The following is a 13,675-nucleotide window of genomic DNA, read 5'->3' as shown; positions in this document are numbered from 1 at the left end:
ATACGCGAACATCAAGGAGGGAATCATGTCGAACCTGTCACGCAGGAACTTCATTGCAGGAGGTGCCGTTGCTGCATTGGGCGGGACGCTTGCGCTTGCGGGGTGCGCGCCAACGGGGAAAAGCGGTTCGGGACAATCGGGCGCTTCGGGCGAAGGCGCCCGCGCATGGACTGGCACGGCCAACGGCAAGGGCGGCGAGCTTTCCGTGGAGGTTGTCACCGAGGGTGACGCTATCGCCCGTATCAACCTGGTGAAATCGCGCGAATCGTACGGCGTAGGAACTGCGGCGATGGACGTTTTGACCGATCTTATCATCGACAATCAAACGCTCAACGTGGACATGGTGACGGGTGCCACGGTTACCAGCATGGCGTTCATGTCGGCTGTCTCCGATGCCGTCGATGCGTCCGGTATGAAGTCGAGCGAATGGAAGAAGCGCGATCATGCCGTTCCTGCCGAGCCTTCGGATTTGGAGGAGGCCGTTGACGTGGTGGTGGTCGGCGCGGGCGGTGCAGGATACGCTGCAGCCCTTACGGCTGCCGACGCCGGCAAGAAGGTCGTCTTGCTGGAGAAGCTGGGCATCACGGGTGGCGACACTATTCTTTCGGGCGGTGCCATGGCCGTTCCCAACAACTGGTTCCAAGCTAAAGCGGGTATCCAGGACAGCGTGGAGAACATGGCTGAAGACATGATCGTCGGCGGTGATCATGTGGGCGATCCGGCTCTGGTGAACGTTATCTGCAACGGTGCGACTGAAGCCCTGGACTGGTTGATCTTCGAAGGCGGTGTGGCATGGCAGCCTTACGAGCGCTTTTTCGGCGGTCATTCGGTAGCGCGCTCTTTGATTCCCGAGGGCAACGAGGGCAGCGGCATCATCTGCAAGCTTGAAAAGCGCGCCGAGGATTTGAAGAACCTTGTGATCTGCCGTAACACGAAGGCGGAAGAGCTGATTACCGACGCATCGGGCGCGGTCGTGGGCGTGAAAGCTACGAACCTTGTGACGGGCACTGCGCATCAATTCAGCTGCAAGGCGGTCGTTTTGTCGGCCGGCGGTTTCGGCTCGAACGTTGAAATGCGCATGAAGTACAACCCTGAGATGGACGAGAAGATCCTGTCGACCGACTCGGTGGGCGCAACGGGCGACTGCCACGTGATGGCTGAGAAAATCGGCGCGAACCTGATCGACATGCAGTACATCCAGACGTATCCCACGTGCGATACGCAGACGGGTGCGCTGCTCTACGTGGGCAACATGCGCCTGGAAAACCGCGCTATCTGCATCAACAAGGAAGGCGATCGGTTCGTGGAGGAGATGGAGCGCCGCGACGTCATTTCCAATGCTATCAAGAAGCAGACCAACGGCATTGGCTACATGCTGTTCAACCAGGCCGGTTTGGATGCTACCGATATCGCGACGGTGAACGCCGCAGAGTTCGATGGGCTGATGGCGCGCAACCAGTTGGTGAAGGGCGATACCATCGAAGCGGTTTGCGAGCCTCTTGGCGTTGATGCAGCCGAACTGGAAAAAACGGTTGGGAAGTGGAACGGGTACTGTAAAGACGGGAAAGATCCGGACTTTAATTACCGCGCCGCAATGCATCCTATCGAAGGCGGCCCTTACTATCTTTTGGCGTACAAGCCTTCCGTGCATTACACGATGGGCGGTCTGCATATCGATACCGACGCGCGCGTTCTGGACGACGCGGGCAATCCCATTCCCGGTTTGTTTGCTGCGGGCGAACAGGCGGGCCACAAGATGGGAACGAACCGCTTGGGATCGTGCTCGATTACGGATATCTTCGTGTTCGGTCGCATAGCCGGTGCGAATGCGGCGGCGCTCGCATAGCGAGTGATTGCTTAGAGGGTCCCTCCTTGCCCGCTCGGTGATTTGCGCCGGGCGGGCCTCTTCTTGTGTCGAAGGGCCGGTTCCTCTATGATTCCCCCATGAGAAGCGACGCGTTCAAAACAAAGAATTCAACTCCAGGGGCTTCTTCGGCGGAGGATTTTTCGATCTTTCCCAAATTCGATCGAGGCATTATGTTCGATAGCCTGGGGCTTTCATGCTACATAGCGTGGAGCTTCGTTTTTTGGAACGGCTCGATTCTGTTCGGCGATTTACGGCACGAAGTCCCTGTTGGCGAAGCTCAGATTCTGCAAAGTCTGTTGACGGCTGCGGCTGCGCTTTTGCTGGTGCTGCTGGCGCGCAAAATTGCTCCTTTGCGCCGCCGGCGCGTGCTGCTTGCCCTGCTCGCGGTGATTTCGAGCCTGGCTATCGTACTTGCTGCTTTTGCTGGCTTCGGCAAAGCTCCGATGGGTTGGATGCTGGTTGCGTTCGCTTTGAGCGGCGTCGGAAGCACGCTGCGCTTGGGTTGGGAAGAGCGCTTGAGCATGCAAGGAGTGCACCGAACGGCCGTGTGCGCGGGGACGGCTTACCTTTTCGGTTTTCTGCTGTTCGCGTTTGTCTCTTTGCTGCCTGAATGGCCTGCGTTGGTTGCTTCTGTGCTGCTGCCGTTCGGTGCGTGCGTTTTGCTGATGGTCGCCGATCGAACCGGGTCTTTGAAGGACTCCGCCGAGATGGACGTTTCGTTCGACTGTCAGGATGTTCGGAGTTTTCGGGCACGTGCGTCTTCCATCCCTTGGAAGCTGATGGCGGCCATTTCCCTAGCATTTTTCAGCTACGGCGCCACCAGGGTGAACGGCATCATGGGCGGCTTCGAGGCGGCTGCCGTGTTCCATGGCGCTTTGGCGGGTGCGCCTGCGCTGGCTTCGTTCGCGGCGATCGTGCTTGCGTACTTCTTCTATCGGAAAAACGCCATGCTGGCTTTTTATCTGGCGTTTCCCCTGATGGCGCTGGCTTCGCTGCTGCCTGCCTCGCTTGATCCGTTCGGCGGTGGCACCACGTTTTGCGTAGCGCTTGTGGGGGCGGAGCTTGTCAAGTACCTGGTGTGGTTCCTGCTTGTCGACTCCTTTTTCAAAGACGGGTTGGCGGCGTTGTTGTGCTTGGCCCTTATGCGCTTCGTGCAATGGACGGGAAGCTGCTTGGGCCAAGTTGCGGCGGACGTGCTTCCTACGCCGGAGTCCGTCTCCATTGCCGTTTTGCTGTCGCTTATGGTTGCGCTGCTGATCATCATGGGATCGCCCGCGTCGTTTAAGGGCGTTACGGTTGCCGAAGATGCCGCCAGCGTTTTGGAGCGGCGAGTTGCCCAGGTTGCCGCGCGATGCAAGCTGTCTCCGCGCGAGCAGGAGGTTCTTGCTATCTGGGCGACCGGCCATACTGGTGCGTACATAGAGAAGCGCCTGTTTATCTCAAAGAATACGGTCAAGACCCATCTCAATCATATCTACGCGAAAACGAATACGTCCAATCGCGAAGAACTATTGCAGCTTTTGGAGTCCGTCGACGTGAGATAAGCGACGAACCCGATCGGTGTCGAGGCGTGGCTGGAAAAGCGGCGACGCATCACGTGATCGAATGTTCTCTGCTTTGGTTGCGAAACTCGATTTTGCGGCCGAAGCCTCCGCTGTGTCGAATTGCCATCGATGCGAGCGGGCGCATGTCGATGACGGTTGAGCAGCGGATGGCAACCGTTGCACCTGGCGATCCGTCGAAGCTTGTGACGGCTTGACCTTATTTCTCCCGGTTGCTTTCTTGTTCCAGCAGGTCGATCAATTCTTGTTGCGAATGCACGTTGGCCTTGCGGTAGATGCTCTTCACGTGACTCTTCACGGTTTCATCGCCGATGACCAGCTCCTCGCGGATGTAGGCGCGGTTGCGACCCTTTGCCAGTAGGAAGAATACCTCGATCTCGCGCGGCGACAGGTGGCATCTGCGCGCCAGACGCGTGCCTGCCTTCTCGAAGTTAGACGTTGCATCGGCTTCTTCCATGGGCTTTACGAATCCCCATCCTGTACTGGTGGAGCCATTTCCCAGGGCGAACAACGCGATAATCAGAATAAAGAATATAACGAAGGCCGAAACCATGGCCATTCCCAGATCGTCTTCAATTAAAGAGAGCGTGCACGAAGCGGCTATCGAGCCAACGAATTGCCCCAATTGAATAAAGAGAAGCCCCCAGCATACCACCCACCCCGCAGGGACGTTTCTTCGCGCGGACAGAACCGGCCAGAGCGCCCATAGCACAATGTAGAAGTACTGGTACCCGAACTGATGCACGGCGGTGCCGATAACGTTCCACGGCTCGTGAAGCGGAAGAAACAGGAATCCTGCCGCCATCAGCGGCAGCGCTATCTGGTAGGTAAGATGGTCGAAGTCCATCTTGTACACGCTCATTGTGATGAAGATGGCGAGCGATCCCCCTACAATGGCAACGATATTCAATATGTCGCGTATGACGATCCAATCGTCTCCAACGGGGGCGATCAGTCCTTTCATGATTCCGAACGAAAGCCCGAAAAACGAGGCTACCGCGATCATGCGCACAGGCGGGCGTTCTTTTACTCGCGCGTTGCGGGTTCGTCGCGGCGGGCGCGGCACGCTTTGCTTGAAATGAAGGAAGCATCCCATGCTTATACAGGGCAGAAAGGCTACGATCAACTGGGCAACGTCGTTGGAGAGAAGGCGTATCAGCAGGTAGGCGAGCGCCGCGAAAAGCAGGGCGATCACGCTGTAGTGGACGGTTCGCTTGGGGCCGAGCGACGCGAACAGCTCTGCCCACAGTACCACGACGATGCCGCTGCCGATTCCCGTAAGCAGCGATCCCGCCAGGTAAACGCTCCAAGCCGCCGTTCCTGCCAGGGCGAGCGCGTCGTGGGAAAGCGCTAGGGTTCCAAGCATGGTCAGAATTCCCGCGCTATGGGGCAGGAACCGTATGTCGGCTAGCGGATTGCGAAAGCGCGAACATGCCAACAGGCATGCGATAGTGACCACGTTCGTCAAGAGGGCGCAACCCAGAGGGGTTCAAGGGAGAGCATCGCGATACCTTGCAGCCCGGATGTTTCTGCCGTCGGCGTCAGCAGCTTGCCCTCGCTGTAGAACAACGAGCTCCAGAACAAGCACCAAATCCAAGTCCAATGCGCGGCGAACCCCATAAGATCGGGCGTTCTCCAAAGCTCCTTTTTTAACGACGATGCCATTGAATCCCTCCCTGATGCGGTGCTGCCCGATCTCGCCATGGCGCGAGCGGACGGTCTCCCAACCGCGTTCCCCGCTCGAAATTATACGTCAGGGGTCGGCGATTTTGCTCCTGATCCGCTGACGGGACGTATCCCCCTAACAGGGGGAAATCACGTGCGACGAGCCGTTTTCCCCCTGATGACGGGATGGTGGCGGCTGGGGTTTTCGGTATGGTCGTGTCAGCGCAGCGGAGGGCTGCGCGCGGAGGGGTGCTGCTTTTCCTTCATCGGGCAAGGGCAGCACGTCTGCGCATAGCGAACAAGGAGGGTACCATGGAGGAAGAGAAGATGGGGAAGAAGGGCTTGTCCCGTCGATCGTTCTTGGGCTTGGGCGGTGCCGCGCTGGCGGGTGCGGCGGTGGCCGGGATGGCTGGCTGCGCCCCGCAAAGCGCTGGTTCGGCCTCGTCGGAAGGCGCGGGATCTACGGTTGAGGGCATGCCCGTGGCCGAAAGCGGAGCTTCGGCCGGTCCCGATGTGGCTGGCATGCACAGCTGGGAGATTGCTCCCGACGCTATTCCCGCGGACAAGATCACGAATACCGAAGACTGCGACGTCCTGGTGATTGGCGCCGGTCTCGGTGGATGCTGCGCCACGATCGCCGCGCTTGAAGAGGGTGCTAAGAAGGTTATCACCATCGACAAGAATCCCGAAACGGTGGTTGCTCGCGGCGTGCACATCGCTGGCTTCCATACGAAGGTGCAGCAGGGCTTGACGGAGAAGGGCCTGCTGGAAGAGCCTAACTACAACAACGTGGTGCGTCGTTGGATCAACTGGGCGCAGGGTCGTGTGAAGGAGCCGCTGCTGTGGGAGTTCGCGCACAAGAGCGGCGCGTGCTTCGATTGGCTGTACGACCTGGCTACGAAGAAGGGCCTCGAGGCGCTGCTGTGGGACGGCTACTACAAGGGCCCCGACTACACCGAGTACCCGGTCACGCACATCTTCTATCAGGCCGACAAGTACGAAGAGACTATCAACTTTACGTTCTACCAGGGCTCGGGCGTGGGCGACGTGTACGGCAACGCGGTTCTTGTTCCTGCGCTGTACGAGACCATTGGCGAACTGGGCGGAGAGATTCGCTGGAACACCAAGAGCGAGCGTCTTGTGCGCGACGGCGACGGGCCGGTGACCGGCGCCATTGTTGCCACGGGGAAAGATGAGTATGCGCAGATCAACGCCAAGTCGGTCATCATCGCTTCGGGCGACTATGCGGCCGACGACGAGATGTTCCAGTACTATTCGCCCATGACGGCGTACGCGATGGACGGTCGCTTCTACAATCCGCCCGACTGCGACACGGGCGACATGCATAAGCAAGCGCTTTGGGCTGGGGCGGCCATGCAGAAGTCCGAGCCGCATTCGGCGGTTATGCACCTTGACTTCGGTGCGGCCAGCTACGGTTTCTTGCATGTGAACTGGGAAGGCAAGCGCTTCAAGAACGAAGACGTGAACACCCAGTCCAAGAGCGTCACGAAAGCGCTGCAAACCGAGAAGGACGCTTGGACCATTTACGACTCTCACGGGCTGGAGCAGGTGAAGGCTCAGATGGACGCCGGCCTTGGCGGCGGATTGCAGTGGGGTCAGCTCACGCAGCCCGTGGGCGGAGAGTACAACCTCGAGGCTCAGAAGATCGTTCTCGAAGGAGAAGTTGAAAGCGGCCAGACGTTGAAGGCTGATTCGCTGAAGGAACTTGCGGAGAAGATGGGCGTGCCCGCCGAAAACCTTGAGGCCACGGTTGCCCGTTACAACGAACTGTGCGATCTGGGCAAGGACCTGGACTTCGGCAAGCGCCCCGAGGTTATGGGCAAGGTCATGGACCCGCCGTTCTATGCTGGAAAGCTTGTTGCTAGCCTGCTTACCATGTGCGGCGGTCTGCGCACGAATACCGATTGCCAGGTGCTCGATGCGAAGGATCAGCCGATTGACGGCCTGTATGTGTGCGGCTCGGCTGCTGGAGAATTCTTCGGCGCAGGCGATTACCCTACCTACGTGCCGGGCATCGGTCATGGTCGGTGCGTGACCTTCGGGCGCATCGCCGGCATCAACGCTGCTGGTGGCGATGCTGAAAAGAAGATTCCCAGCTTGGACATTTAGGCATATCCCTCCCAAGGCCGTCTCCCGCGGCCTTGGGTCCTTATCGACGAGCCGCCGCCCCTCCCTCCCTCCCTGGGCGGCGGCTTTTTTGCGAGCAGGGAAGCTGCGCCGCGTCTCTTTCTTCGAGAAGGATGCACGTTGGCCTTGCGGTGGGGCGGAGGTTTCCGTTCTACCAGAACAGTTGCGGCTCTTTCCGTTCGAGGCACTTCGATTCCAGCATGGCTATCAGCCGGTCGGTGGGTTCGCTTGAGAAGTACTTCGCGTCCTCGGGGCAGCTCTTGACGCAGGCGCGGCAGTGAAGGCACCCGGCGTCTACAAGCGCGGGATCGTCCTCGTCGATGATGCCAAGCGGGCAGCACGCGACGCATACGCCGCAATTCGTGCATGCGTCCGTGGTGATCGGGCGTACGTCGGCGCCGGGCTTGAGCTCCCGGTACGGGCGGTTGCCTTCGATGGTGGGCGCGGGCACGCTGCGCGACTGTGCCAGGCGCGCTCCCATCTGCGTGCCGAAACGCTGCGCGACGGCGATGTCGGCACGGTCGGGGCGTCCGGTTCCCACACGGGCTGTGAGCGAGTGCTCGCCGATGAACGCGCCTGCGGCCACCACGTTGAACCCCCGTTCGCTCAGCAGGTCGGCGGCTTCCAGGAGGGCGTCGTCGAAGTGGCGGTTGCCGTACAGCCCTACGATCACGGCGGGCGTGCCGTGGCCTTCCAAGTACGCGAACTCGTCGCGCAATAGCACGGGTACGCGCCCGGCGTATACGGGGAACCCGAATACAAGCACGTCGTCGGCATCGCACGAAACGTCGGTCGGGCGCTGGCGGGGCAGCGTGAGGTCCGTGGTCTCGATCGTGGCCGAGAGCGGTGCCGATAGCGCGCTTGCCACCTCTCGCACGATGGCTTTGGTAGTGTGCGTGGGGCTGAAATACACGGCGCGTACGATCGATGGCATAGCGGTTCCTCTCTTTTCGGAGCTTTCGATGATACTCCTTTTCGCCTCTGCATGTGACCGGGCGCGTCTCCCGCCTTGTTCTTCGGCAAAATACGATGCTCCATCTGATGCGGTGAAATGGGGCGTAGGTATCATGGAGCTTGCACTTGATTCAAGCGATACTAGGAGGAACCGATATGGGACGAATCGTCTTGCCTGTATACACCCCGCACTATCTTCCCAATGGCAACGAGGTTGCAGTTATGGAGACTTCGCGCGGCACGATTCGCGTTGAGCTTGCCGGCAAAGACGTTCCCGTGACGACGGGCAACTTCATAGAGCTTGCGGCGCGCGGATTCTATGAGAACTTGAAGTTTCACGCGCACAAACCCGGCTCTGTTGTTCTGGGCGGGTGCCCTACCACGCGAACGCTTGGTCCGGCTCAGGTGGATTCTGCAGCGCGCGGCTTGATCCGCGGCATTCATCCCGGCACCGGAGATGCTCGCTACACTATCGTCGACGAATGGGAAACGAACCCGAACAACAAGCATGTGCTAGGAAGCCTGTGCTTCGCTCATAAGTCCGAGCCGAATTCAGGTAGCTGCCAGTTCTACTTCTCGTTGTCCGAGCAGCCGGAATTCGACGATAAGTTCACCGTGTTCGGGCAGACCGTCGAAGGGTTGGACGTGGTCGAGCAGCTGACCATCGGCGACATCATCAAGAGCATCGTCATCGAAGGCGCCGACGACGATGCGTTGGCAGAGGCCATTTCCCATGAAACGCCTCGGCCGAAATCGGCTCGAGAAGTGCTTGAAGAGCTGGAGCGTCGACGTGCGGAAAACGAAGCTGCCGCTCAAAGCCAAGATGTCGTCGAAGCCGACGGTCTTCCCGTGGAGGGTCAGGCGTAAATTCGCTTGAGTGTTGTCGGGGCAAGCGAAGCGGCGGGGCGGGACAGGAGGATCGTCGATCTTTCCGTCCCGCCCCGCCGCTTTCTGGTTCGTCAGCCGATCTCGTAGCCTTCTACCAGGTCAATGAGCTCTTGCTGCTTGTGCACGTCGAGTTTGCGGTAGATGTTCTCGATGTGCGTGCGCGCCGTACCCTTCGCTATCTGCAGATCGCGCGCGATGATGGACAGCGTTCGTCCGTAGGCCAGCAGTACGATGACCTCGCTTTCGCGGGGCGTCAGGCCGAAGTCCTGCGCTACGGCGGCGCAGCGCGATTCCAGGCGGCCGGAAACCTCTGCTTCGGCGGATTTCTCAGCGTTGTCCGGACGCGGGCTTTCGGGCTCCCTATCCTTGCGTCCCGAGCGCATCGTGCCGGAAAGCTGCGTGATCACGCCTTCAGGCAGCACCATGAACGCCACGATCACCAGGCACAGCGTTGCCAACATGGCCACCGCGGTGATCTGAACGCTGCCGTCGGCAACAAGCGGATTGAGAACGCCTCCCGCCAGGTTCCCCAGCGCCATGCCAACGAACATGAACGCTACGCCCAGGCCGAAAATATGCAGGGCGTTCTCGTTCTTGCGGCGCGATACGTCGGCGAACAGGATCCAGGCAAGAATGTCGAAAAACTCGTATCCTATGTTGATCAACAGGATGGATGCAGCGGCATGCGTGTCGACAAATAGCGCGATGGCTACGAATCCCGCCACCATGATGGGCAGAGACAGTCGATAGGTGAGCGAGGGGTCGAACTTGTCCTTGAGCTTGGCCACGATTCCCAAGAACACCACGCCAACCACGATGATCGCGAATATGGCGCTGCCGCCTATGAACGCGAACGGATCGTCTTGCCGGGGCGCGGCGTCGAACAGACGGCAGAGAAACGAGAACGTCATGATGGAGAACATGAGCTTGCCAACGCCCAGGCCCATCTGATGCCGTTCGCTGCTGCTGCCTGCGGTTTCGCACGGTTCGGCAAGCGCGTCGGGCGTGGGTTTTCCATGGGGCTTGCCCGCGCTTTCAACAAGGGTTCGCCAGGAGCAGCCCGTTCGGTTTGCCTCGAACATCAGAAGGCCGAACGAAAGCAGCGGAATCACGGCGAATCCGACGAAGCTGGTGTTGTCGGTGGACATGGCCGTTACCAGTGCCGTCACGATCGCTGCAGCCGGCGATGCCAACGCGGCGAATCGCGTGGGATGCCCAGCGAAGCGATCGCCCCAGAGCACTTGCAGGGGGCCTGCTCCAAGTCCGCCCGCCACGAAACCCAAAGCGATGAGCGCTTCGTTGTCGATCCAGATGGCAAGGGGGATCAGCAGCCCGCTCGCCAGCAGTGCAAACGGGGTTATTCGAAACATTCCGACGCGAACGGCGCTCTCGTGCTTTCCCTGTCGGTTCACCGCGAACGAAACGATGAGCGCGCTCAAGGCTCCGAACACCAGATACATCCAGTGCAGCGAAGCGGTTGCGCCCGCAACCAAAGGTGCTCCCAGGCAGAAAATGATCCACGCGCGGCAGAGGCCGAATCCGATGATGGTAACAAGGTAGTCAAGGGTAAGGGCGTCCTTCGCCGCTTCTGCGGCATCAAGGCCGCCTTCCGATTGCCGCAACGTCCGGCCGGCTTCTTGTTGCGACGGCTTCGCTGTATCGCAAGCGTCTGCGACGCGGCGATCGTCTTCGCGTTTCGTGCGGTGCGGCATATAGTCTCTCCCCGGTGGTTATCGCCACGGGCGCGGCAGTACGTCCGCGTCCCTCTCCCGTGTGCATGAGCGTGCGTGAAAATGATAGCACTCATCATACGTAATTGTACCCCGCGAGCCTATCGGATTGACAATCCGATAGGCTGCTGACCTGCAAAATCCTATTCATCATCGGAAGGCGCGTGCAAAATCCGACAGCCCATCAGATGCGCGAGGGGGCCATCCCTCGGTACAGTTTGGCGAGTAAGGACGGGTGCTCAAACGGAGGGGCCCGTTCCACCGAGAAGGAGGAACAGTATGAGCAATGGCATGGAGGGCGGAGTTTCCCGTCGTTCGTTCCTGAAGGGCGCGGGCGTTGCCGCTGCCGCCGTGGCGGGTTCCGCTGCGCTGGCCGGTTGCGCTTCGGGTTCTACGGGCGCGGCAGCGGGCGACTGGATGCCCAAGAATTGGGATTACGAGTGCGACCTTCTGGTCATCGGCTACGGCGGAGCGGGCATGTGGGCTTCGCTCATCGGCGCTGACGAGTGCGGCCAGGAAGTCATCGTGCTGGAGAAGGCTCCCGAGCGCGGCGGCGGAAACAGTTCCATCAACAACGGCGAATGGACCATCGTCGAGGAGAGCGAGAAGGATCGCTTCAAGAAGTACATCAAGTCCTTCACGCACGGCAAGACCCCTGAGCCGATGATCGACGCTTGGGTCAACGAGTGCGCTCGCAACACCGAGTACGCCGACAAGTACGGCATGACCTACGAAGTGACCGAGGTTGCGCTGGCCGGCGCCATCCCCGAGTACTACTTCCTGGACGACAACGCCTACGAGGGCTCCTGCAAGCTGTCCTCCGTCGACGGCTTCGGCATGCTGTCCTTCCATGAGCTCGACGCCAAGCGCGAAGAGCTGGGCGTGCAGCTGTTCTTCGACTGCCATGACGAGCGTCTCATCCAGAACCCTGAGACCAAGGAGATCGTCGGCGCGTACACGATGATCGGCAACGAGGAGAAGACGGTCAAGGCTCGCAAGGGCGTTATCCTCACGCTGGGCGGCTTCGAGTTCAACGAGGAGCTGAAGAACGAGTACCTGAAGTGCTACCCCTTCAAGTTCGAGGGTTGGCAGTACAACACCGGCGACGGCATCAAGATGGTCGAGGACGTGGGAGCGAAGCTGTGGCACATGGACATGGTCATCTCCATGTACTCCATGTGGACGCGCGACCCGGAGAACGACTTCTCCATCCTGTACTTCATGCCCGGCTTCAGCTACTTCAACGTGAACCGTCTGGGCAAGCGCTTCGTGGACGACACGGCCATGGGCTCGCCGCACAACGGCTGGCACACGCTGCTGCACTTCGACGATGCCATCGACGACTACGATCGCATCCCCACGTGGTGCATCTTCGACCAGAGCTGCTTCGACGCCGGCAAGCTGTCCACCAGCCAGGGCGACTTCTTCGAGTGCGGCAACTTCGCCTCCGACCTGCCCGATTCCGTGCGCGCATGGGACGGCTGGAGCCAGGACAACAAGGCCGAGGTGGAAAAGGGCTGGATCATCAAGGCCGACACCATCGAGGAGCTTGGCAAGAAGATCAAGGAATTCGACCACTGGATGGATGTCGATACCCTGAAGGCCACGTTCGAGGAGTACCAGGGCTTCTGCGCGGCCGGCAAGGATGCGCGCTTCGATCGCGCGGCGAAGAGCCTCGTGGCCCTGGACGGCGGCCCGTATTACGCCATCTCGGTGTACCCCGGCTCCTGCTCCACGCTGGGCGGCCCCATGAAGAACGAGCATGCCCAGGTGCTGGATCCGCAGCGCAACCCCATCCCGCGTCTGTACGCGGCGGGCTGCTTCGGCAACTTCCAGGCGCACAGCTACGGCATCACCGGCGGCAACAACGCCGAGAACCAGGTGTGGGGCCGTATCTCCGCTCGCCATGCTGCTGGTTTGGACGCATGGGACGCGAAGTAGCATTCCTGTAGCAATCGCGCGGGCGCCGTCCTCCCCGGATGCGCCCGCCGGTTCTTGGTTCGGCCCTGCCGCTTTGCGCGGCGGGGCTGGATGAACGACCGCTCCCTTCGAGGAGCTTTCAAGACGAGATAGGAGTAACGCATGACCGTGCAAGCACACACCGCCGACAAGCGTCTTGTCGTGCTCGCCGTCCTCGGCGTCGTCCTCGCGCTGGCGGCCGCTATGTGGTCGCTGGCCGGCTGCGCGCCGCAGGAGGCTTCGCAGGCCCCCGCGCAATCCGAGGACAAGGACTCCGGCGCGACGGCTATGGACGGACAGCCCGTCAACTGGACCATGGAGTCCGACTGCTCTATGTGCCATACGGCTGAGGCCGAGTCCGCTACCGATGCCGCTTGCCCGCAGGGCGCGGCGCACGGGGCTCAGAACGTGACCTGCGTTCAGTGCCATACCGAGCAGGACGTTCTGAAGACCGAGCATGCCGACGTGAAGTTCGGCGACAAGACGTCCACGAAGGCGACCGTCGTTACGGTCGACCCCGCTACGTGCGAGTCGTGCCACGGCACGATGGCCGATGTTGCGGCTAAGACCGCCGATTCCAAGGCATTGACCGACGATAAGGGTACCACCGTGAATCCTCACGATATTCCCGCTGGTCAGAAGCATGACGCGAATCCGCCGACGTGCACGAGCTGCCACAACAACCATTCGAAGGCGCTCGAAAAGGACGCAATGAAGTATTGCGCTCAGTGTCACCATCGCGGCACGTTCGAGTGCGGCACCTGCCACGAGCTGCGCGAGTAGCCGGCGGGGAAGCAACCAAGCATATCCGCTTGTGGACGGCAACCCTCCCTCCCCGTCGCCCACAAGATAGTCGAAGACCCGGCCTCCTCCCTCGGCCGGGTCTTTCGCGTTGCGCAGGG

At 60.4% G+C, this 13,675-nt stretch carries 9 protein-coding genes; 6 read left to right on the top strand and 3 right to left on the bottom strand.

Annotation, left to right across the window (positions count from 1 at the left end; all coding sequences use genetic code 11):
• The first annotated feature begins 25 nt into the window (after positions 1-25).
• Positions 26-1,846 carry a flavocytochrome c gene (locus ACMNI9_RS07370; RefSeq protein WP_418831386.1) on the top strand — a complete coding sequence of 607 codons (1,821 nt, stop codon included), beginning with the start codon at positions 26-28 and terminating at the stop codon, positions 1,844-1,846.
• A gap of 191 nt (positions 1,847-2,037) precedes the next feature.
• Positions 2,038-3,411 (top strand): LuxR C-terminal-related transcriptional regulator, encoded by a 1,374-nt coding sequence (locus ACMNI9_RS07365; RefSeq protein WP_418831384.1) that lies wholly within the window; start codon positions 2,038-2,040, stop codon positions 3,409-3,411.
• A 217-nt stretch (positions 3,412-3,628) separates the two neighbouring features.
• Here ACMNI9_RS07365 and ACMNI9_RS07360 read toward each other — a convergent pair whose 3' ends face one another.
• Positions 3,629-4,795, bottom strand: a complete 1,167-nt coding sequence (locus tag ACMNI9_RS07360) for a helix-turn-helix transcriptional regulator (protein WP_418831382.1) — start codon at positions 4,793-4,795, stop codon at positions 3,629-3,631.
• Positions 4,796-5,406: 611 nt separating this feature from the next.
• Here ACMNI9_RS07360 and ACMNI9_RS07355 point away from each other — a divergent pair.
• The gene (locus tag ACMNI9_RS07355; protein ID WP_418831380.1) at positions 5,407-7,224 is read left to right on the top strand and encodes an FAD-binding protein; all 1,818 of its coding nucleotides are present in this window, start codon (positions 5,407-5,409) and stop codon (positions 7,222-7,224) included.
• Positions 7,225-7,393: 169 nt separating this feature from the next.
• Here ACMNI9_RS07355 and ACMNI9_RS07350 read toward each other — a convergent pair whose 3' ends face one another.
• On the bottom strand, positions 7,394-8,176 hold the full coding sequence (locus ACMNI9_RS07350) for a 4Fe-4S ferredoxin (RefSeq protein ID WP_418831378.1): 783 nt from the start codon (positions 8,174-8,176) through the stop codon (positions 7,394-7,396).
• A 176-nt stretch (positions 8,177-8,352) separates the two neighbouring features.
• Here ACMNI9_RS07350 and ACMNI9_RS07345 point away from each other — a divergent pair, with 176 nt between their 5' ends.
• Entirely contained in the window at positions 8,353-9,063 is a 711-nt protein-coding gene (locus ACMNI9_RS07345; RefSeq protein WP_418831376.1) for a peptidylprolyl isomerase, read from the top strand.
• Positions 9,064-9,155: 92 nt separating this feature from the next.
• On the opposite strand, the gene ACMNI9_RS07340 is transcribed toward ACMNI9_RS07345, so the two are convergent.
• Positions 9,156-10,706: a LuxR C-terminal-related transcriptional regulator gene (locus ACMNI9_RS07340; protein WP_418831374.1), complete on the bottom strand. Its 1,551-nt coding sequence runs from the start codon at positions 10,704-10,706 to the stop codon at positions 9,156-9,158.
• Positions 10,707-11,093: 387 nt separating this feature from the next.
• Here ACMNI9_RS07340 and ACMNI9_RS07335 point away from each other — a divergent pair, with 387 nt between their 5' ends.
• A complete protein-coding gene (locus ACMNI9_RS07335; RefSeq protein ID WP_216528753.1) occupies positions 11,094-12,755 on the top strand; it encodes an FAD-binding protein in 1,662 nt (553 codons plus the stop codon).
• Between the two features lie 141 nt (positions 12,756-12,896).
• Positions 12,897-13,556, top strand: a complete 660-nt coding sequence (locus ACMNI9_RS07330; protein ID WP_114566217.1) for a cytochrome c3 family protein — start codon at positions 12,897-12,899, stop codon at positions 13,554-13,556.
• The last annotated feature ends 119 nt before the right edge of the window (positions 13,557-13,675 follow it).

Origin of the sequence: Paraeggerthella sp. (genome assembly GCF_048427265.1) — a bacterium.
Classification (GTDB): domain Bacteria; phylum Actinomycetota; class Coriobacteriia; order Coriobacteriales; family Eggerthellaceae; genus Paraeggerthella; species Paraeggerthella hominis.
Note: the sequence above shows the minus strand (reverse complement) of the source record. Positions and strands in the feature narration are given on the sequence as shown.

What these genes read in the sequence shown, in the direction of transcription:
- ACMNI9_RS07370 (WP_418831386.1), top strand. Translation starts at nt 26, where the DNA reads ATGTCGAACCTGTCACGCAGGAACTTCATTGCAGGAGGTGCCGTTGCT.
- ACMNI9_RS07365 (WP_418831384.1), top strand. Translation starts at nt 2,038, where the DNA reads ATGTTCGATAGCCTGGGGCTTTCATGCTACATAGCGTGGAGCTTCGTT.
- ACMNI9_RS07360 (WP_418831382.1), bottom strand. Translation starts at nt 4,795, where the DNA reads ATGCTTGGAACCCTAGCGCTTTCCCACGACGCGCTCGCCCTGGCAGGA.
- ACMNI9_RS07355 (WP_418831380.1), top strand. Translation starts at nt 5,407, where the DNA reads ATGGAGGAAGAGAAGATGGGGAAGAAGGGCTTGTCCCGTCGATCGTTC.
- ACMNI9_RS07350 (WP_418831378.1), bottom strand. Translation starts at nt 8,176, where the DNA reads ATGCCATCGATCGTACGCGCCGTGTATTTCAGCCCCACGCACACTACC.
- ACMNI9_RS07345 (WP_418831376.1), top strand. Translation starts at nt 8,353, where the DNA reads ATGGGACGAATCGTCTTGCCTGTATACACCCCGCACTATCTTCCCAAT.
- ACMNI9_RS07335 (WP_216528753.1), top strand. Translation starts at nt 11,094, where the DNA reads ATGAGCAATGGCATGGAGGGCGGAGTTTCCCGTCGTTCGTTCCTGAAG.
- ACMNI9_RS07330 (WP_114566217.1), top strand. Translation starts at nt 12,897, where the DNA reads ATGACCGTGCAAGCACACACCGCCGACAAGCGTCTTGTCGTGCTCGCC.